Origin of the sequence: Bradyrhizobium sp. AUGA SZCCT0431 (assembly GCF_018131065.1) — a bacterium.
Lineage (GTDB): Bacteria > Pseudomonadota > Alphaproteobacteria > Rhizobiales > Xanthobacteraceae > Bradyrhizobium.
Window position 1 is genome coordinate 186,928 of the sequence record NZ_JAFCLR010000011.1, and the last position, 20,073, is coordinate 207,000.

Annotated in this window: 20 protein-coding genes; 9 read left to right on the forward strand and 11 right to left on the reverse strand. The window is 62.7% G+C overall.

What is annotated here, in order from left to right; genetic code table 11:
• Positions 1–14: 14 nt before the first annotated feature.
• Together JQ567_RS13375 and JQ567_RS13380 are read right to left on the reverse strand one after the other, a co-directional pair.
• The gene (locus JQ567_RS13375) at positions 15–425 is read right to left on the reverse strand and encodes a cyclophilin-like fold protein (protein ID WP_249165437.1); all 411 of its coding nucleotides are present in this window, start codon (positions 423–425) and stop codon (positions 15–17) included.
• Between the two features lie 141 nt (positions 426–566).
• The gene (locus tag JQ567_RS13380; RefSeq protein WP_212439276.1) at positions 567–962 is read right to left on the reverse strand and encodes a cupin domain-containing protein; all 396 of its coding nucleotides are present in this window, start codon (positions 960–962) and stop codon (positions 567–569) included.
• 252 nt (positions 963–1,214) lie between these two features.
• On the opposite strand from JQ567_RS13380, the gene JQ567_RS13385 reads away from it, so the two are divergent.
• Positions 1,215–2,108, forward strand: coding sequence for a LysR family transcriptional regulator (locus tag JQ567_RS13385; protein ID WP_212439233.1), 894 nt, complete (start codon positions 1,215–1,217; stop codon positions 2,106–2,108).
• 18 nt (positions 2,109–2,126) lie between these two features.
• Here JQ567_RS13385 and JQ567_RS13390 read toward each other — a convergent pair whose 3' ends face one another.
• From JQ567_RS13390 to JQ567_RS13405, 4 genes are read right to left on the reverse strand one after another with little or no spacing between them, the layout of a single operon-like run.
• Complete coding sequence (locus JQ567_RS13390; RefSeq protein WP_249165438.1) at positions 2,127–2,522, reverse strand: putative quinol monooxygenase; 396 nt, start codon at positions 2,520–2,522, stop codon at positions 2,127–2,129.
• A gap of 25 nt (positions 2,523–2,547) precedes the next feature.
• Positions 2,548–2,925: a cyclophilin-like fold protein gene (locus JQ567_RS13395; protein ID WP_212439234.1), complete on the reverse strand. Its 378-nt coding sequence runs from the start codon at positions 2,923–2,925 to the stop codon at positions 2,548–2,550.
• Complete coding sequence (locus tag JQ567_RS13400; RefSeq protein ID WP_212439235.1) at positions 2,922–3,314, reverse strand: DUF1330 domain-containing protein; 393 nt, start codon at positions 3,312–3,314, stop codon at positions 2,922–2,924. Before JQ567_RS13400 ends, JQ567_RS13395 begins: the two co-directional genes overlap by 4 nt.
• A gap of 20 nt (positions 3,315–3,334) precedes the next feature.
• Positions 3,335–4,096, reverse strand: coding sequence for a carboxymuconolactone decarboxylase family protein (locus JQ567_RS13405; RefSeq protein WP_212439236.1), 762 nt, complete (start codon positions 4,094–4,096; stop codon positions 3,335–3,337).
• Between the two features lie 1,462 nt (positions 4,097–5,558).
• Between JQ567_RS13405 and JQ567_RS13410 the strand changes: the two genes are divergently transcribed.
• The 4 genes from JQ567_RS13410 to JQ567_RS13425 all read left to right on the forward strand — a co-directional run bounded on the left by JQ567_RS13410 (position 5,559) and on the right by JQ567_RS13425 (position 9,045).
• Entirely contained in the window at positions 5,559–6,188 is a 630-nt protein-coding gene (locus tag JQ567_RS13410; RefSeq protein WP_249165453.1) for an OmpA family protein, read from the forward strand.
• Between the two features lie 149 nt (positions 6,189–6,337).
• Entirely contained in the window at positions 6,338–7,261 is a 924-nt protein-coding gene (locus JQ567_RS13415; protein ID WP_212439279.1) for an ABC transporter ATP-binding protein, read from the forward strand.
• A complete protein-coding gene (locus JQ567_RS13420) occupies positions 7,258–8,019 on the forward strand; it encodes an ABC transporter permease (RefSeq protein ID WP_212439237.1) in 762 nt (253 codons plus the stop codon). Before JQ567_RS13415 ends, JQ567_RS13420 begins: the two co-directional genes overlap by 4 nt.
• Positions 8,020–8,247: 228 nt before the next feature.
• Positions 8,248–9,045: a L,D-transpeptidase gene (locus JQ567_RS13425; protein WP_212439238.1), complete on the forward strand. Its 798-nt coding sequence runs from the start codon at positions 8,248–8,250 to the stop codon at positions 9,043–9,045.
• A gap of 76 nt (positions 9,046–9,121) precedes the next feature.
• On the opposite strand, the gene JQ567_RS13430 is transcribed toward JQ567_RS13425, so the two are convergent.
• The 3 genes from JQ567_RS13430 to JQ567_RS13440 all read right to left on the reverse strand — a co-directional run bounded on the left by JQ567_RS13430 (position 9,122) and on the right by JQ567_RS13440 (position 12,472).
• Positions 9,122–9,583 carry a DUF6691 family protein gene (locus tag JQ567_RS13430; RefSeq protein WP_212439280.1) on the reverse strand — a complete coding sequence of 154 codons (462 nt, stop codon included), beginning with the start codon at positions 9,581–9,583 and terminating at the stop codon, positions 9,122–9,124.
• Between the two features lie 12 nt (positions 9,584–9,595).
• Complete coding sequence (locus JQ567_RS13435; RefSeq protein ID WP_212439239.1) at positions 9,596–10,021, reverse strand: YeeE/YedE family protein; 426 nt, start codon at positions 10,019–10,021, stop codon at positions 9,596–9,598.
• A gap of 165 nt (positions 10,022–10,186) precedes the next feature.
• The gene (locus JQ567_RS13440) at positions 10,187–12,472 is read right to left on the reverse strand and encodes a spermidine synthase (RefSeq protein ID WP_212439240.1); all 2,286 of its coding nucleotides are present in this window, start codon (positions 12,470–12,472) and stop codon (positions 10,187–10,189) included.
• 266 nt (positions 12,473–12,738) lie between these two features.
• Here JQ567_RS13440 and JQ567_RS13445 point away from each other — a divergent pair, with 266 nt between their 5' ends.
• Positions 12,739–14,340: an NAD(P)/FAD-dependent oxidoreductase gene (locus JQ567_RS13445; RefSeq protein WP_212439241.1), complete on the forward strand. Its 1,602-nt coding sequence runs from the start codon at positions 12,739–12,741 to the stop codon at positions 14,338–14,340.
• A 41-nt stretch (positions 14,341–14,381) separates the two neighbouring features.
• Here the strand turns inward: JQ567_RS13445 and JQ567_RS13450 are convergent, their stop codons facing one another.
• Complete coding sequence (locus JQ567_RS13450) at positions 14,382–14,546, reverse strand: hypothetical protein (protein WP_212439242.1); 165 nt, start codon at positions 14,544–14,546, stop codon at positions 14,382–14,384.
• A 570-nt stretch (positions 14,547–15,116) separates the two neighbouring features.
• Here JQ567_RS13450 and JQ567_RS13455 point away from each other — a divergent pair.
• Positions 15,117–16,007 carry a 50S ribosomal protein L11 methyltransferase gene (locus JQ567_RS13455; protein WP_212439243.1) on the forward strand — a complete coding sequence of 297 codons (891 nt, stop codon included), beginning with the start codon at positions 15,117–15,119 and terminating at the stop codon, positions 16,005–16,007.
• A gap of 64 nt (positions 16,008–16,071) precedes the next feature.
• Here the strand turns inward: JQ567_RS13455 and JQ567_RS13460 are convergent, their stop codons facing one another.
• Positions 16,072–16,266, reverse strand: a complete 195-nt coding sequence (locus JQ567_RS13460) for a hypothetical protein (RefSeq protein ID WP_212439244.1) — start codon at positions 16,264–16,266, stop codon at positions 16,072–16,074.
• Positions 16,267–16,448: 182 nt separating this feature from the next.
• On the opposite strand from JQ567_RS13460, the gene JQ567_RS13465 reads away from it, so the two are divergent.
• Positions 16,449–18,284, forward strand: a complete 1,836-nt coding sequence (locus JQ567_RS13465; protein ID WP_212439245.1) for an aminopeptidase P family protein — start codon at positions 16,449–16,451, stop codon at positions 18,282–18,284.
• A gap of 279 nt (positions 18,285–18,563) precedes the next feature.
• Positions 18,564–19,832, forward strand: a complete 1,269-nt coding sequence (locus JQ567_RS13470; RefSeq protein WP_212439246.1) for a multidrug effflux MFS transporter — start codon at positions 18,564–18,566, stop codon at positions 19,830–19,832.
• Positions 19,833–20,073 lie beyond the last annotated feature (241 nt).

Genomic DNA, 20,073 nt, shown 5'->3' on the forward strand with positions numbered 1-20,073 from the left:
CTGCAGGGCCGCTTTTATTGCGCACGCTCAATCCGAACAGTGACGGATCCGGGTCGGTCGAACATCGAAACGTCGCCGGCCACTTGTCCAAGGATGATAATCCCCGGCTGAGGAACCTGACCATCGCTATAGTAGATGACGAAGTGATCCGAAGTCCAAAGCCCAAGCGTTCCCTTCGAGAAACGTGTTTGGCGCACCGACTCCTGTAGTGGCGCAGGCAGATTGCCGGTCTTTTCCTGGCGCAGGTGATCGCGCATCTGGATCGTAACCGGCAACATGCGGACGAGCGACCTGGCCGCGTCGTTGTCGGCCAGATCGGCAGTCACTTGGCCCCATTCAGAGGAAATCAGAATGCGCTCCATTGCCATGAGAGGTTCTGTCAGTCCGAGGATGGTGACGATCGTTGCCAGCGTCGCCACGAACATGGGGTGTGCTCCTGTGATCATCGGCGGCTCCTCCGCTTGGTTGGCGCTTCCCGGGCCACGAGATACCGCTCAAAGAACGCCTGAAGCTTCTCCCACGGAATGAGTTTCACGCGGTCATAAAGATCAACGTGCCCGGCACCGCTATTTGCTGTATTGCGTGTCACTCACCTTTTCCATCCAATCGACATTCTTGCCGTTGAGAGCTTCCTGAACCGCAATATGCGTCATAGCGGTGTTGGGCGTCGCGCCATGCCAGTGTTTCTCACCGGGCGGAAACCACACTACGTCACCTGGCCGGACTTCCTCGATCGGGCTGCCTTCGGTTTGGACCCAGCCGAGACCAGCCGTAATGATGAGGGTTTGGCCAAGCGGATGCGTATGCCATGCGGTACGCGCGCCGGGCTCGAACGTCACGCTACCGGCGTTCAACCGCATCGGATCACCGACTTGAAAAACCGGTTCGACGCGGACCGAACCGCTGAAGTAATCCTGCGCTCCCCTTGTCGATGGGCGCGAACCATTGCGTTCAATCTTCATTGCCGTTTTCCTTTCCATCGCTTGCTGCATTGGCTGCTGGGCAAGGGCGGGCCGATATCCGACCAGCACTGCCAACCCGCCGACGATGCGAAGCAGATGCCTGCGCGTTACCTCCAAGCCAGTTGAATTCCGCTCCATTGCTCATCCCCGCTCAGCCACGCGAATACGCGTCGTTTCGTCCACGAACATAAGACGTGCGCGTCTTTCGACTAGCCGCTATAATCCGAAAGGACTTATGATGAGGAGCGATAAATGCAGCGCGGCTACCTCGATGACCTTCTGGCCTTTTCGGTCGTTGGCAGAGAACGCAGCTTCACGAGGGCCGCCGCGCAGTTGGGCGTGTCGCAATCCTCTCTCAGCCATACCATTCGCGAGCTTGAGGCGCGCCTTGGCGTGCGGCTTCTCACTCGCACCACCCGCAGTGTAGCCCCGACGGAGGCAGGTGAGCGCCTGCTGAAAACCATTGGTCCCCGCTTCGAAGAGATCGACGCTGAGCTCTCGGCGGTGCGTGAGTTGCGTGAAAAGCCGGCCGGCACCGTCCGGATCACCGCGACAGAATATGCCGCCGACGCGATCCTGTTGCCAAAACTCGCTACGCTTTTACCGAAGTATCCCGATATCAAAGTGGAGATCGTTGTTGACTACGGCTTAAGCAATATCGTTGCCGATGGTTACGATGCTGGCATACGAAGCGGCGAGCAGGTTGCCAAGGACATGATCGCGGTGCGCATCGGGCCTGATTTGCGCATGGCGGTCGTCGGAACGCCGTCTTACTTCCGCAAGCGGCCCGAGCCGAAGAAACCGCAGGATCTCATCAGCCACAATTGCATCAATCTGCGTCTTCCTTCACATGGCGGGTTATACGCATGGGAGTTTGAAAAAGGCGGCCGCGAACTGAAAGTGCGCGCGGACGGCCAGGTGACCTGCAACGGGGCGATCCAAATGCTGAATGCCGCTCTGGCGGGGCACGGCCTGGCCTACATTCCGGAAGAGATGGCGGAGCCGCATCTGGCGAAACGCCGCTTGAAGCGCGTCCTTGGCGATTGGTGCCAGCCGTATTCGGGTTATCACCTGTTCTATCCCAGCCGCCGACAGTCTTCCGCAGCCTTCAACCTTGTGGTGGATGCGTTACGGCACCGAAGCTGAGCCGCAAGCCATCGCTTCTTACTTCGCTTGGCTGCCGAGCACGACCGGGTCCACCGGGATCAACTTCAGCGATTTGACCATCTTCTCGACGGTCGCCTTGTACTTCAGGAAGTGAGGTGCTTGCAGGTGAGCAAGATAAGCTTCGCGGTCCCGGTAAATCTCGAACACCGTGATCTGGCTCGGATTTTCCTTGTTGGAAACCGAGTAGAGAGTGAGCACGCCCGGCTCCAGCCGAATGGCGGCTTCGATCTGTTCGGCCACGGCAGATTTGTAGCTATCGAGCTGGGCCGGATCGACGACGATTTCGGCGATCTGGATATGTTGCTTTGATTTTTCCTCACTCATGGCGGGCGCTCCCGACAGCACCAACAGCAGGGCCGTCACACCAAAGATCATGGATTGCTTGACGCTCATTGTTCACCCCTCCCACGCGCTTCACTCATGACCGTTTGATGGTGGCACTTATCGCGCCTCGCACAGAGAGAGCTTCCACTCCCGCCTTGACCTTGCCAATAACGATCAGGCCGGGTGCCGGAATGCGCTCTCCATCATGGCGATAGAAGATCGCCACGTCCGGCCCGGGAGGCCAATAGCCGATGGTCCCCACCGCGTAATCATGTGTGCGCTTGCCTCGTTCGGAAATCGCCCTTGGCAACGCTGCAAACTTCTCGCGCCGGAAAAGATCGTTCATGGAAAGCGTGAGCGGCAACAGGGACGCGAAATCCCGCGCCGCGTCGCTGTCGGCCAGGGTTGCCTCAATCGACGTGTCGCCAATGATGATGCGCACGCAGGCTTCTGCGCCTCTATCTTTGCTCATCGCACCTCCGGTGCACCCTCAACGATATAGACACGGGATTTCGCCGATTGAAGACGGATCGGCCTGATCGCACGATAGGCCGGCGAGTCATACCAGGCTTGTGCCTGTGCCATGCTGTCGAAGGCGATCATGACAATGCGTTTGGGCTGATCGCCTTCCAGGGACGCGGTTTGTCCGCCGCGCACGATATAGCGGCCAGTGAACGGCGCAAACGTCGCTTCTACCTGCTGGCTGTAGGGTTTGATGCCTTCCGGATCGCTGAGCTCGAATTCGGAAATGTAAAAGGCAGGTCGCTTGGGCTGGCTTTGCGTTTGAGCAAAGACCGCTCCGAATGCGCCGATCGCTACGGAAGCGACGGCCGCAAGCAGCGCAGTTGTTCTCGTTTTCATGTCAGCTCTCTTGCAACGCGTCAGCGCGCTCGCTTTTCAAACACGTCCTTGGCCACCGGCATCGCGGAGAACACGTTGGGCCAGCCCGCATAAAAGGCGAGATGCGTCATGGCTTCTGCGATCTCGGCCTGTGTCAGCCCGTTGTTCATCCCGATCGTGACGTGGCCGGTGAGCTGAGCGACCTGCCCGGAGGCAACCAGCGAGCTGATCGTGACAAGGCTCCGGTCGCGCGGCGCAAGCCCCGGCCGCAGCCAGAGATCGCGGAAGAGGACATCGGTCGTGTACTGCGTAACACCCGGGAAGACCGCGCCATAAAGCTCGCCAACGCGTTTCGCGCGATCCGCTTCGGCAGCTTCGTTGAGGGCAAGCAGTTTTGGCATTGCCGGGGAAAGCTGCTCTGTTGCGATTTTCCGAACGGCGAACACTTCCCTGGCGACCGCGACCGCCTGCATCGCGTTGCCCCAGCCCGCGTAGAATGCCAGATGGGTCACGATTTCGGAGATTTCGGATGGCTTGACGCCGTTATCGAGCGCGAAGCTGAGATACTCCGGCACCTCGGCGGTTTGATTGCGCGCAATCAGTGCGGCAAGCGTTGCGATACTGCGATCACGGACGCTGAGGCCGGGACGCTTCCACAAATCGCCGAATAGCGTTTCCTGTCGGTATTTTTCAAGCGCTGGCGCTACAGAAGCCACATCAGCACGCGCTTTGGTCGGGTCAGCTACTGCCATGGATGACGCAAATAAGGACAGTGACGCAAGTGTCATGGCAAGAACCTTCATATGATCTCCTGTGGTTGTCGGGATTTCGTGCGGTCTCGCACGATGAATTACGAAGAAGTATGGCGGCGGCCCGCCGCGCAGAGAACAACCATCGCGCGGGCGGTATATTGGCTCGAGGCCTTTCCGCGGGAATGCCTTCTAACGAGGCGATGGCTGTGTGCTGAAGCATGGGCGTGCTGAAGCATGGGCCCCAATCTAGGGCATCCGACACCATGCGATTAGCCTGCTAAATGTGTATGGACTTATCGGTTCAGCGCAATAATCGGCATGGATTGAGGATGCCTGTCTCTCTGTTCCTTCGCGCAGCGAACTGAGTCGTCCCGTGCGCAACAACGATATGGATGCGGCGGGTGCGACAAATCAACCCGACTGGCAAATAATTTCTGATCTTCAGAAATGATGTCAAGCCCAAGAATAAAAAATATTTCGCTTTTCCCGAAAACAAAATCAGGGCATATCTATCGCCATCCTGTCCCGCTCAGAGGGGCGTTGGCCAACGTCACAACGAGGGACAGGTCGCGGTGGACGCAAGGGTTGCGACTGACGAGCGCAGCTTGAGCGTACGGTAAAGACGCGTGGTCCTGACGCCCCGTATGCTGGCGTCAAGTTGCGCAAGGGCTCACGCCCTGCGCGGCGACGGTGACAACGAGCACGGCCCGACCGGGGAGATCGCGTTATAAGCCGTAAAGCCACTGCGCAGGGAATGTCGGAGTGCCTCCGCTGCCCTGTATGCTCGTGTGCAGCTTTCTTTGCACTATTCGCACACGAGACCGCGGGTGCAGCGCGCACCCGGCATTCCCTGCGCCCTCTGATTTTTCGAGGGCGGGAAGATTCTCAAAACCTCGGGCGCAATGCGTCGCGAGAATGCGAAACTATATCCACGTCGTCCCGGCCTTGAGCCGGGACCCATACGCCGCGGCCCATCGGTGAGATCGCCGGCGTTAGTGACCTTCTGCAAACAACGACCGCCGCGGAGTATGGGTCCCCCGATGCGCAATTGCGCATCTGAGCTCAAGGCCGGGACGACACAGGACAATATGACAGAACGGCATTCTGTTCGCCCAAGCCCTTGACCAATGGCGGATTCATCGGTTGAGATGCAACCATGTTCCGGGGCAAATCCATCCTGCTGATCCTTGCGCTCACGGCGCCGTCGCTGGCGTCGGCGCAGACGATCAGCTTTGGCGAGGGGGCCGCCATTCTCGGCAAGAGCTGCGCCCCCGACATCACCGCCAATTGCCGCGGCGTCAATATCGACTCCACCCGCCTGAAGGAGTGTCTCTATCGCAACCAGGACGTGATGTCGGCGGCGTGCAAGACCGATTATCCCCGGGCGTTCGATGCGATCCAGAAACGCATCGCGGCGCGCGCCACCGTCGGGCGGGAATGCGAGTTCGAAGTCGTCAAGAAGTGTGGCGGCAAGGGACGCGAGGTCTTCAAGTCCCTGGCTTGCCTGCTGGCGTTGCCAACCGTGAGCGCGCGATGCACCAAGTCCATCGCCGACGTCGGCTACCGGGCGCAGGACGACGTCGCAACCAGGCTCAGCGGGCTGGAAACACCGCTGGAGCTGGATATCCCCGCGCTGCGCCAGCAGGTCCTCGAGCGCTCGAAACAGAGGGGCAAGAACGAGCCGCCGCCGAACAAGCGGCCGCCGATCGCGCCCGAACTGAACAAGCTGCCGAGCTTCAATGTCGACATCCAGTTCGACACCGACACCCCGATCGTGCGGCCGGAATCCTATCAGACCATCGGACGGCTGGCCGACACGCTGGTCAACTCCGCACTGCTGAACTACACGTTCCTGATCGTCGGCCATGTCGAATCGACCGGCCGGCGCGACCACAACGTCTTCCTCAGCCAGCGGCGCGCCGACGCGATCCGCGATATCCTGGTCAACACCTTCAAGATCTCGGCGAAGCGGCTGCAGTCGGTCGGCCTGGGCGAGGAGCAACTGCTCGATCCCGCCCGTCCCAACGGAGCCGTCAATGCGCAGACGCAGATCATGACGCTGGCGAAAGTGCCCGAGCAGGCCGAGCCGGCCGCGGCGGCAAAAGGCGCGGCCGCGAAAAAGCCGGCCAAGAAAAAGCACTAGCAAGAGATAATAATTCCATTCGCCGATTGCGAAGCGGCCCGCGCATTCCTATCTGAAAGTTCCCGCTGCCCCCGCCCGCGCTAACGCGGCCGCAGCGCTGCGCCATCTCAGTTGCCATAATTCCAGATCAGACTGCGACCATGCTCTCCATGTCCCCGATCATTTCCGTCGCCAACCTGTCCAAGACCTATGGTTCGGGCTTCAAGGCGCTGAACGGCATCAATCTGGACATCCGTCGCGGCGAGATTTTCGCGCTGCTGGGTCCGAACGGCGCCGGCAAGACCACGCTGATATCAATCATCTGCGGCATCGCGAACTTGAGCGAAGGCCGCGTCACCGTCGACGGCCACGACATCAACAGGGATTACCGCGCCGCGCGCTCGCTGATCGGGCTGGTGCCGCAGGAACTGCACACCGATGCGTTCGAATCGGTGTGGGCGACCGTGAGTTTCAGCCGCGGCCTGTTCGGCAAGCCGAAGAACCCCGCCCATATCGAGAAGGTGCTCAAGGACCTGTCGCTGTGGGACAAGAAGGATTCCAAGATCGTCACGCTGTCCGGCGGCATGAAGCGCCGCGTCATGATCGCAAAGGCGCTGTCGCACGAGCCGCAGATCCTGTTCCTCGACGAGCCGACCGCGGGCGTCGACGTCGAATTGCGCAAGGGCATGTGGGAAGTGGTGCGCGCCCTGCAGGCCTCCGGCGTCACCATCATCCTGACCACGCATTACATCGAAGAGGCCGAGGAGATGGCCGACCGCATCGGCGTCATCAACAAGGGCGAGATCATCCTGGTCGAGGACAAGGCCGGGCTGATGCAGAAGCTCGGCAAGAAGCACCTCAAGCTGTACCTGCAGAGCAAGGTCGAGGCGATCCCGGAGGCGCTGGCCGCCTACAATCTCGAACTGTCCGAGGATGGCCGAGAAGTGACCTATAATTACGACACCAAGGGCGACCGCACCGGCATCACCAGCCTGCTCAGCGACCTCCGTAACGCCGGCATCCGCATCTCCGACCTCGACACCACGCAATCGTCGCTGGAAGACATCTTCGTCAGCCTGGTGAGGTCACCATGAACTGGCGAGCCGTTCAAGCCATCTATCTGTTCGAAATGGCGCGCACCTGGCGCACGCTGCTGCAGAGCATCGTCTCGCCGGTCGTTTCGACCTCGCTGTATTTCGTGGTGTTCGGCGCCGCGATCGGCTCGCGCATCACCGAGGTCGACGGCGTCAGCTACGGCACCTTCATCGTGCCGGGGCTGGTGATGCTGTCGGTCTTGACGCAGAGCATCGCCAACGCCTCGTTCGGCATCTACTTCCCGAAATTCGTCGGCACGATCTATGAATTGCTGTCGGCGCCGGTGTCGTATTTCGAGATCGTGCTGGGTTATGTCGGCGCCGCCGCCACCAAATCGATCATCCTCGGCCTGATCATCCTCGCCACCGCAGCCCTGTTCGTGCCGCTGCACATCATGCATCCCTGGTGGATGCTGACCTTCCTGGTGCTGACCGCGGTGACCTTCAGCCTGTTCGGCTTCATCATCGGCATCTGGGCCGACGGTTTCGAAAAACTGCAGATGATCCCGATGCTGGTGGTGACGCCGCTGACCTTCCTCGGCGGCAGCTTCTACTCGGTGAACATGCTGCCGTCGGGCTGGCGCACCATCACGCTGCTCAATCCGGTGGTCTATCTGATCTCCGGCTTCCGCTGGAGTTTTTACGAAATCGCCGACGTCAGCGTTGCTCTGAGCCTCGGCATGACGCTGGGCTTCCTGGCGGTGTGCATGGTGCTGGTGTGGTGGATCTTCAGGACGGGGTATCGGTTGAAGAATTGAAATGGAGGCGTAGCCCGGATGAGCGCCGCCGCTCGCGAAAAAGTCAGCACTATCAGTCGGATTCAGCCCCTTCTCCGCCTTGTTTGCGCCGTGGGGCGCATTAACGATGGGTCCGCAGGCCGCTGGAACGGCGACTGGATTCCGGGCATATTGGATGCCGGGGGACGGAGAGCTGCGGCGCCTGCATTCATGGCGCTTTGGTAAAACGGCCTGGAGGCCAAAGGTAAAATGCGTTCCTTCCTCGTTGCCGTCACCGGCCTGGTGCTGTTCGTGGCCAGCGCCGCGCAGGCCAAAGTCGCCATCACCGTCGACAAGGATAGCCAGCAGATGACCGTCGCCGTCGACGGCGTCGAGCGCTATCGCTGGCCGGTGTCGAGCGGCCTTCCCTCGTATGAAACGCCGAACGGCAGCTTCCGCGCCTTCCGCATGGAGCAAGACCACTATTCCAAGGAATTCGACGAAGCGCCGATGCCGCATTCGATCTTCTTCACGAAGGTCGGTCACGCCATTCACGGCACCGATTCCGTCAACCGGCTCGGCTCCCCGGCTTCGCATGGCTGCGTGCGGCTGTCGCGCGACAACGCCGCGAAGCTGTATGCGCTGGTGCAGGAGCAGGGCGTGCTCAACACCACGGTGACGCTGACCGGCTCATCCCAGATGGCATTGGCGCGCAATCCGCGGCCGCGCACCAATAACGCCGTCGCGCGTCGCGCCCCTGCGCCGCAATACGAACAGCAATCCAACGCCGCCGGTGATCCCGTCGTGATCACGCCGCAGCCCGGTATGGTGCCGCAGGGTCGCGCCGACGACGGCTACATCTATCCGGCCGACGGCAGTTCCGGCGAGGCGCGTTATCCGGCGCCGCGCGACCGCCGCCTCTACGGCGCGCAGGCCTATCCGCAGCAGCAGCCGCAGCAGCAGCAATATTATGACAACCGCGGCTACGCGCCGGCGCCGCAGGGCTATTACCAGCCGCAGCCGCAGCCTTATTACCAGCGGCGCGGGCTGTTCACCTACCAGGATTAACGCGCAAACCTGGCGGCCTCATCGTCATCAACTCCCGTCGACTGGCCAAATTGACAACGGGCGAGCTCGAACGGATTTAGCCGTCCGCGGCACGGACAACTGACGCATCGCGGGGAACTATTGGCCGCGACGCCTGCCATTTGTCGTGCAGAAACATCCCGCTGGCCATCGCCACGACGAACACAACCACGCCCGGCGACAGCGTCGCTAGGCTCTCCAGCGCCGGTCCCGGGCACAATCCGACGAGACCCCACCCAATGCCGAATAGTCCTGCGCCCAGCACCAGCGGCGCATCGACGTCGGATTTGCCCGGCCAGAAATACTGCCCGGCCAGCACCGGCCGCGCGCGCTGCCTTGCCAGCATGAAGCCGGGAGTGGCGACAGCCAATGCCGCCGCCATCACCACGGCGAGGCTTGGATCCCACGCGCCAAAGATATCGAGGAATGCGAGCACTTTGGTCGGCTGTACCATTCCGGAGACGAGCAAGCCGGTTCCGAAGATCAGGCCACACAACAACGGCGCGATGGTCCGCGACATGATTTCCATGGCTCAGCCTCCCAACATGTGGCGGGTGACGGCCACGGTGATCACCGCCGTCACCATGAAGACGATGGTCGCCGCGATCGAGCGCACCGACAGCCGTCCAATCCCGCAAATGCCGTGACCGGAGGTACAGCCGCCGCCGAGCCGCGTGCCGAAACCAACCAATAGCCCCGCCGCCACGATGACGGCCCAGTTGGCCGGCAGCTTGGGCGGCGCCATGCCGTAGCCGATCCATCCGGCGATAACGGGAACCAGCATCAGCCCCGCGATGAAGGCGATGCGCCAGGCTTTGTCTTCGCTGCGAAAATTCAGCAGGCCCGCAACGATGCCGCTGATGCCGGCGATCCGGCCGGTCAGCAGCATCAACAGCACGGCGGAAAGGCCGATCAGCGCGCCGCCGATCGCAGCCGACGCGGGAGTGAAATTGGCCATCACGAAATTCCGTTCGTTTTGCGAGCGCGCCGAACCATATAGGCGCTTTCCAGCGAAGTGGACCCGGTTCGCGTCAAGAAAATGCGTCAGGATAAGGAATCTGGAGTCGCGTTTCGATTGAATCGAAACGGGACTCTAGACCGGCAACGAATTATCGCAATGGGCCTATTGTTCGCCGTCGCGCATCCGGCGCCAAACGGCCCCCAACACGTTGGAGTAATCGTCGGTCCAGACCCGCTGGTGGTCTTCGGCTTCGGTCTCGGCCCATTTGTCCGATGATGCGAGCGCGCCGACATCAGCCTCCTGCCGTGCCGACACCACCACCGAGGTCGAGAAGATGTACTCACTGTCGCGGCCGGAATCCTCGCTGTAGACCCAGCTCTTCATGTCGTTGGCATCGGCAATGCCGACCACGACGCTGGACAGCTCCAGATGCCGGTTGGAAACGTGCATCGCGACCACACCCTGCGGCGCCAGCTTTTCCTTGTAGATCTCCATCGCCTCTTCGGTCGCCAGATGAATCGGAATCGCATCAGACGAATAGGCGTCGACGATGATCAGGTCGTAGACACCGTTCGGCTCGCGCGCGAAGGTCAGCCGCGCATCGCCGATCACCGGCTTCAGGTCCGGCTCGCACTTGCTGATATAGGTGAAATATTTCGGATCGCGCGCGGTATCGACCATCGTCTGGTCGATCTCGAAGAACTTCCAGTCCTCGCCCGGCAACGAGGCGCAGGTCAGCGTGCCGGAGCCAAGCCCGATCACCGCAACCCGCAGCGCGGCCCCTTTCCGCTCGCGCACCGCCGTGATCGCCTGCCCGATGCCGCCATCCTTGTGGTAGTAGGTGATCGGCTCGGGCCGGCCGGTCACTGGCGTGCCGTCATCGTTCTTGAATTTTTCGGCGCCGTGGATCGTGGTGCCGTGCATCAGCACATGATACTGGCCGTTCGACGTCACCACGATCTTGTGGACGCCGAAGAAGCTGCGCACGGTCTCCACCCGCCCGTCGTCGGAAGGGTAAGCGCGCAGCAGCACCAGCGCCACCACCACGGTTGCAAAGATCTTCCAGCGGCTGGCGTTCAGCCCGAGTGCCAGCAATGCCGAGAGCACGCCGACCGCGCCGATCATCCAGACGCGGTGATCGTCGAGCCAGTGCATGACCTTGCCTGGTGACCAGGACGGTGCGATCAGCGCCACCGCCAGCGCCGCGAGGAACGGCCAGTACCAGGCGCTCCAGCGCGGTAACCGTTCGTTTCCCGTCGGCCGGCACAACGCCGCCAGTGCCAGCAGGATCGGATATTCGGCGATCCAGGAAAAGGTGAACGGCGCGATCAGGCCCGCGAAGAGACCGCCGATCATGCCGCCGAACGACAACGCGACATAGAAGCCGGTGAGATATTTGGCCGCCGGCCGCGTCCGCGCCAGTTCGCCATGGCAGGCCATCGCGATGACGAAGAAACACAATTGATGCCCGCCGAGCGTCAGCAGCAAATTCTGCTCGCCGCCGAAGGCAAGCAGCACGACGACACCGGCGATCGCCAGCGGCTGCGCCAGCAACATCCATTTGTGCGGCAGCAGCGGCCGCGACTGGAACACCAGCACCCAGGTCAACAGATACAGCGACAGCGGCAGCACCCATAACAGAGGTGCCGCGGCGACGTCGGTGGAGATATGCGCGGTCACCGCGATCAGCAGACCCGACGGCACCGCCGCGAGGAAAATCCAGCGCGCGCGCGTCATCCATGACGGCGCCGGCGCATCCGCATCGTCGGCAGGTATATTCAGGTCAGCCGCATTGGCCGGCGAACGCAGCAGCAATATTGCGCAGCTTGCGATCAGCACGATCAGCAGGCCATAGCCGCCGGTCCAGATCAGGTTTTGCGCGCGGAGCGTAAACATGGGCTCCAGCAGCACCGGATAGGACAACAGCGCCAGGAAACTGCCGATGTTGGAGGACGCATAGAGAAAGTAAGGATCGGGCCCGCTGGGATGGCCGGTGCGGACGAACCAGGCCTGCAGCAGCGGGTTGTTGGCGGCGAGCGCGAAGAACGGCAGCCCGATCGATACCGCAAAGAGACCCAGTAACCAGACCGCATAGCCCGAATTCGGCGGCTCGCCCCAGCCGCTCGAGATCGACAGCGGCAGCGTCAGCATGGCAACGACGAGCAGCACCAGATGCACGGTCACGGGGACGGCGCGGTTGCGGAGTTGCATCAGAAAATGCGCATAGGCATAGCCGCCCAGCAGCAGCGACTGAAAGAACACCATCGCCACCGACCACACCGCCGGCGAGCCGCCGAGCCGCGGCAGCACCATCTTGGTAAACAGCGGCTGCACCGAGAACAGCAGCAGCGCGCTGACGAAAATCGCCGCGGTGTAGACCACCAGAACCATCCGGTTCCGGGAATCGGACGACAGGTCCGTGGCGGCGGACGGTTCAGAAAGGCTCATGAGAGCTCCGGCATGGACCCGGCGGGCGCCGGAGGGCGGATTCTTGGCGACAGGGCGCCGCGAGAGCGCAATGGAGCATAAGGTACCTGCGTCGGCAATGCAGGCCGGGACGTCAAATCCCTCATTTGATGCTGTGCGGACATTCACATCTTCGCTATGGAGGAACGTCATTCCGGGGCGCGCGAAAGCGCGAACCCGGAATCTCGAGATTCCGGGTCTGGTCCTTCGGACCATCCCGGAATGACCACACAGATATTGAAGCGCACATGAACGAAACGGACGTCGTCATCATCGGTGCGGGGCATAACGGCCTCACCTGCGCAGCCTATCTCGCGATGGCCGGCCTGCGCGTGAAGCTGGTCGAGCGCCGCAAGGTGGTCGGCGGCGCCGCCGTGACCGAGGAATTCCACCCGGGATTCCGCAATTCGGTGGCCGCCTACACCGTCAGCCTGCTCAACCCGCAGATCATCACCGATTTGAAGCTGGCCGAGCACGGCCTGCGCATCGTCGAACGTCGCGCACAGAATTTCCTGCCCGCGCCCGATGGCAGCTATCTCCTCACCGGCGAAGGCCGCACCCGGGATTCAGTCACCAAGTTGAGCCCGCGCGACGCCGATCGCATCGATGCGTTCGCGCACGAGCTGGAGGGCATTGCGGATGTATTGCGGCAACTGGTGCTACGCGCCCCGCCGAACATCGTCGAAGGGTTCAGCCTCGGCGCGATTCGCGAGACTTTCAACGCGCTCGGCACCGCCAGCATCCTGAAAAAGCTGTCGCTCGAACAACAGCGCAGCCTGCTCGATCTGTTCACGCGCTCGGCCGGCGAGATGCTGGACGAACGCTTCGAAAGCGACCTGGTAAAAGCGCTGTTCGGCTTCGACGCCATCGTCGGCAATTACGCCAGCCCCTACGCGGCGGGCTCCGCTTACGTGATGCTGCACCATGCGTTCGGCGAGGTGAACGGCAAAAAGGGCGTGTGGGGCCACGCCATCGGCGGCATGGGCGCGATCACGCAGGCGATGGCGCGCGCGGCGCGCGGCCATGGCGCCGACATCGAACTCGACGCCGGCGTGCGCGAAGTGATGGTCGAAGGCGGCCGCGCGGTTGGTGTCATCCTCGACAATGGCCAGACCGTGCGCGCGAAATACGTCGTCTCCGGCGTCAATCCGAAATTGCTCTACACGCGGCTGGTGCCACGAGAAGCGCTGGCGCCGGAATTCCTCGATCGCATCACCCACTGGCGCAACGGCTCCGGCACCTTCCGGATGAATGTGGCGCTGACCGCCCTGCCCTCGTTCACGGCGCTGCCGGGCGAAGGCGATCATCTCACGGCCGGGATCATCCTCGCCCCCAGTCTCGATTACATGGACCGCGCCTGGCAGGACGCCCGCGAGCGGGGCTGGAGCCGCGAGCCGGTGGTCGAGCTGCTGATCCCCTCGACGCTCGATGATTCGCTCTGCCCGCCCGGCCAGCATGTCGCGAGCCTGTTCTGCCAACACGTCGCGCCGCAATTGCCGGACGGAAAATCGTGGGACGACCATCGCGAGGAAGTGGCCGACCTGATGATCGCGACGGTGGACAAATTTGCGCCGGGCTTTGCGGCGAGCATCGTCGGCCGACAGGTGCTGTCGCCGCTCGATCTGGAGCGCGAGTTCGGTCTGCTCGGTGGCGACATCTTTCACGGCGCGCTGACGCTGAACCAGTTGTTCTCGGCGCGGCCGATGCTGGGCCATGCCGATTACCGCGGGCCGCTGAAGGGCCTCTATCATTGCGGCTCGGGCGCCCATCCCGGCGGCGGCGTCACCGGCGCCCCCGGCCACAACGCCGCCAAGGTGATCCTGGGCGATCACCGCGCGCTGTTCGGTTGAGGGGCGCAACACCGTTGCCGGTGCCGCGCCCTGCTCGGTGGTTAGATGGCGTCGTAGGCTTCGGTCGGAAGCACCCGCGCGGTCTGCATCATCGCCAGCGGCGAGATCGTCTCCATCGCGGATTGGCGGCGCTCTTCAGCCGACGGATAGCCGACGAAAGCGCTCAACGCACACATGACTGCAATAACTGCCGTAATCTTGGCCATTTCAATTCCTCCCTTGTTAATATTTATTTACGGCAGCGATCCTGGCATGCGCCCGTTTACGCCAGGTTCCCGCATCCCCGGTCGCAGCTCCGATCAGCAAACGCTGTGAATCGGCGGTGAATTGGCTAACAAGCCTTGAAAATTGCGATCGCTTCGCCGTGGACAAGGTGTGGAAAACCGTTGGACCACCGGTGGAGAAACCGGTGCCTAAGCCGGGCAAACCAATGGGCCAGCCTGTGGAAGCCTCCTGTATGTTCCGGTGCATGACGTTGTGGAAAAGCGTTGCGTCAAGGCTCGACAAGCTGTGCAAGCGCGGACCGCACACCAGCCGCGACCGCTCAATCAATCAGGGAATGAGATGATGGGTGCCCTCGACGAATTCATGGAGAGCAATTGGGAGAGTGGTTCCTATGCTGGAAATGGGGCTGGCAAGATCAGCCATGATTGGGGTACTTCAGAGAGGCCATGGAACCGAGTTCCGCCGGCCGCTGCCAGTGGCAGGTTCTCCCGACCTTATGAACTGAAGCTTGCTCAAGTTTGAGCTTTCCGCTGTTTTCTCGTGGTTCCCCAATGACCTCCACCCCTGCTACCTCCCGTGCGGCCTTCGCGGTCGGCACTGAGACCGCCGCCAAGCAAGTCGTCGATATACTTACCGAAGTCTTTTTTGAGGGGCAGGCCGCCATCGCCGCGTTTGAAGGTCCGGGCGGCCGCTGGGATGTCTCCGTGCATTTTGCCGTCGCGCCGGATCAGGCGCTGGTGCGCCAGCTCGTGACCAACGCCGCCGGCGAGGAAGCCGCGAAAACCATCGTCTTCGACACGGTCGAGGCCAAGGACTGGGTCAAGGCCACGCTCGAGGACCTCGTTCCGGTCCCCGCCGGGCGTTTCGTCGTGCACGGCCACCACGACCGCGCGCGGGTGCCAACAAACAAGATCGGCATCGAGATCGAGGCGGCGCTGGCGTTCGGCACCGGCCACCACGGCACCACGCGCGGCTGCCTGCTGCTGCTCGATCACGTCCTCAAAGCGCACCGGCCGCGGCGCGTGCTCGACCTCGGCACCGGCACCGGCGTGCTGGCGATCGCGGCGGCCAAAGCGCTGCAGGAGAACGTGCTGGCCAGCGACATCGATCCGCTCTCGGTGCGGGTTGCGCAGGAAAACGCCCGGCTGAACGAAGCCGGGCATCTTGTGCAGGCGATCCCCGCCACCGGCTTCTCGGCGCCGCAATTCGCGCAGGCCGGCCCGTTCGATCTGGTGCTGGCGAATATCCTCGCCAATCCGTTGCGGCAATTGGCAACGCCGATGGCGCGGCATCTGGCACCATCGGCGCTGGTTATCCTGTCGGGACTGCTGACGCCCCAGGCGGCTTCGGTGATAGCAGCCTATCGTGCGCGGGGCCTGGTCCCGGCGCGTCATCTGCGCATAGAAGGCTGGAGCAGCCTGCTGCTGCGCAACGCGGGCTAGAAACCCTTTTAGTTTTGACGCGTTTTCTTCACGCGAACCGGATCCACTTCGCTCGAAAACGCTCCTATTCAGGAGGCTCAGGAGGTTTGTAGCGGGCGATGACGCCCTTTTCTTCTTCCTGCTTGGTACGTTTGACGCGCGCCAGGGCGAACCGGTCCAGCATCTGGACGATGACGCCGCGTTGCTTCTTGTTGGCGATCGGGGGGGCCGGGCCGCGGCGGACGGGCGGCGAGATCTTCTCAAACATAAAAGCAGGCATCGTGTATCCCCTCTTCGTTGAGATGAAACACTCCTGGAATTTCCCCTGGTAGCCTCACGTGAACGGCTTGCCTGGCAAACCGTTCCGTCCGATCTAACGCGGACATGGATATTGAAGCACAGATTATGCCAAATTATGGCTATGTTGTGCGGACCTGCACCCAACCCCTGAGTGACCCGGCGATGTTCGAAGCCCATTTCCAGACATTCGAAGAGCCCGAAAGCGGCATAGCCCTGACGGCACGGCTGGCCGCCTTCCGCGAGGAACTGGCGCGGCGCAAGCTGTCGGGATTCGTGATTCCCCGCGCCGATCAGCAGCAAAATGAATATGTGCCGCCGTCGGAAGAGCGGCTCGCCTGGCTCACCGGCTTCACCGGCTCGGCCGGCATGGCCGCCGTCCTGACCAAGGAAGCCGCTGTTTTCGTCGATGGCCGCTACACGCTGCAGGCCGCCAAGCAGGTCGACCGCAAGGCCTGGCATATCGAGCCGCTGGCCGATCCGCCGCCGGAGCACTGGCTGGCCAAGCATCTTGCCGCCGGCGACCGCCTCGGTTTTGACCCATGGCTGCACACGTCCGCGGCAGCCGAGCGGCTGGCGGCGGCCTGCGCCAAGGCCGGCGCGGAGCTGGTCGCGGTGGACAACAACCCGCTCCACGCGGTGTGGACCGAACGCCCGGCCCCGCCGCTCGGCCCGGTCGCCATTCACGGCGCGCAATTTTCCGGCGAGATCGAATCCGAGAAGCTCAAGCGCATCCGGCTGGAGATCGCAAAACTCGGCGTCGATGCACTGGTGCTGTCGGACTCGCACGCGGTGGCCTGGACCTTCAACATCCGCGGCGCCGACGTCTCGCACACGCCGCTGCCGTTGTCCTACGCGCTGGTGCCGAAGGACGGCCGCTCCACCATCTTCATCGACCACCGCAAGCTCTCGAACCTGACGCGCGATCATCTCGAACAATCCGCCGACGTCCGGGAGCCGGACGCGCTGACGCCGATGCTGACCGAACTCGCAAAGGGTGGTGCCGCGATCGCGCTCGACAGCGCCACCGCGGCCGATGCGCTGAGCCGCATGATCGCTTCCGCCGGCGGCAAGCCGGTGCTCGGCAACGATCCTGTCTGTCTCTTGAAGGCGGTGAAGAACATCACCGAGATCGAAGGCACCCGCACCGCGCATCAGCGCGACGCGGTGGCGTTGACGCGGTTTCTGGCCTGGATCGACCGCGAGGCGCCGTCGGGCGCGCTGACCGAGATCGACACCGTCGAGGCGCTGGAGACCTTCCGCCGCCAGACCTGCGCCCTGAAGGACGTTTCGTTTCCGACCATCGCCGGCACCGGGCCGAACGGCGCCATCGTGCACTACCGCGTCACCCGCAAGAGCAACCGGCGGATTTCGTCCGGCGATCTGCTGCTGATCGATTCCGGCGCGCAATATGAAGACGGCACCACCGACGTCACCCGCACCATCGCGATCGGCGAGCCGACGGACGAAATGCGCGACCGCTTCACCCGCGTGCTGCGCGGCCATATCGCGATCGCGCGCGCGGTCTTCCCCGACGGCACCACCGGCGCCCAGCTCGACAGCTTCGCGCGGCAATATCTTTGGGCCGCCGGCCTCGATTTCGAGCACGGCACCGGCCACGGCGTCGGCAGCTATCTGTCGGTACATGAGGGCCCGGCGCGGATTTCCAAGCTCGGCACCACGGCGCTGAAGCGCGGCATGATCCTGTCCAACGAACCCGGCTACTACAAGACCGACGCCTACGGCATCCGGATCGAAAATCTCGAACTGGTTGTCGGCGCCGACGTTGCCGGCGCCGACAAGCCGGTCAATGCGTTCGAGACGCTGACGCTGGCCCCGATCGACCGCCGCCTGATCGACGTGCACATGCTGAGCCCGACCGAACTGAAATGGCTGAACGACTACCACGAGCGCGTCAACCGCGAGGTGCGCCCGCATCTCGATGACAACGCGACCAAGCTGTGGCTGGACGACGCGACGGCAGCGCTGCTGCCGCTTTAATGGTCGTCCCCTGCTCTCCGACTGTGTCCTCCGCGAAAGCGGGGGACCCAGTACGCCGCGGCTCATCCGCATATAACTCCGGTCTCTGGAATACTGGATCACCCGCCTTCGCGGGTGACGACAACGGTGCCTGGGATGCGCGATGACAGCTGAATTTGTTGCACGAGACGAAGCATCACCATGCCGCCTCCCGATCCCAGCATAGCCGCATGCCGAAACGGCCGTATTCGCCGTGAGCCATCCCGCTACAGTCCAATTCACACAACGGATCGGACCTGAATGCATGGCGTGATGGGCAAGCCGCCCGGTGCTGCTGGCGACACCGGCGGCGTCGCGACGTCGAAGACGATGCTGCTGATGCTCGTCGCGATGACGGGCGTCGCGCCGATCTCGCTGTACTTGCTGGTGCCGGCGCTGCCCGTGCTGGCGACGACGTTCGGGCGCGATATTTCGATCGCGCAGATGACGGTGTCGCTGTTCATGGTGGGCATCGCCTGCTCGCAGATCATCATGGGGCCGCTGTCGGACCGCTTCGGACGCCGCCCGGTGCTGCTGTGCGGGCTCGCGCTGATGGTCGCGGCGAGCGTGGGCTGCATCTTCGCCGAGACCCTGCCGCAACTGATCGCCGCGCGCTTCCTGCAGGCGCTCGGCGGCGCCACCGGCATGGTGGTCAGCCGCGCCATCATCCGCGATCTCTACAGCCGCGAGCGCATCAGCTCCATGATCAGCCTCGTCATTGCGGTCATGATGATCGCACAGATGCTGAGCCCCCTGACCGGCGGCCTGCTGGAAACCGCGTTCGGCTGGCGCGCGATCTTCTATCTGATCACGGCAGCGTCGCTGACGATCACGGTGGGCATCGCGATCATGCTGCCGGAAACCCGCCGCGAGCGCGCCGCCGGCAGCAGCTTTCGCCGCGACATCGGCGGCCTGATCACGTCGCGCGCGTTCATCGGCTACGCATTGTGCCAGGTGCTGGCCTCGCAGATCATCTTCACCTTCGCCGGCGGCGGGCCTTATATCGTGGTCACCCAAATGGGCCGCACCAGCGCCGAATATGGCGCGTGGTTTGCGACCACCGGCTTCGCCTACCTGGTCGGCAACCTCTTCTGCGTGCGCTTCGCGCCGCGCTATCAGCTGGAGAAGCTGATCTGGTTCGGGCTGGCGCTGCAGCTCGGCGGCAGCCTGCTCAATCTGGTGTGGAGTCTTGCGGGGACCAACCAGGCGCCTTCCATCCTGTTCGGCACCCAGATGATCGTGATGTTCGCCAACGCCTTCGTGATGTCGAACTCGGCGGCCGGCGCGCTCAGCGTCCGCCCCGAAGCCGCCGGCACCGCATCCGGCGCGATGGGATTTTTGCAGATGGGGATCGGCTCGCTGGTGTCGCAATTCGGCGCCTATCTCGGCGGCCATTCCGCCACGACGCTGCCACTCACCGCCGCAATCTTCGCGATCTCGATCGCCTGCGCCTCGACGATGATCTTCATCGTGCCGCGAAGGAAGGTGATCGTGAGCGAGAAGGTGGAGAAGGAACAGAGAAGGTTGTGAGGTGCAATGAATGTCACCGCACTCGTCGTCCCGGCCTTGCGCTCAGATGCGCAATTGCGCATCGGGGGACCCATACCGCGTGATGTCTCGATGAAGCCCCGATAACAGAGACCGTTCGCAAAACTTCTTCCTGTGGTTATGGGTCCCGGCTCAAGGCCGGGACGACAGCGTATTTGTTGTTGCACCGAGACCCAAACATGATTTCGCATTCTCGCGACGCATCGCGCCCGAGCTTTGCAAG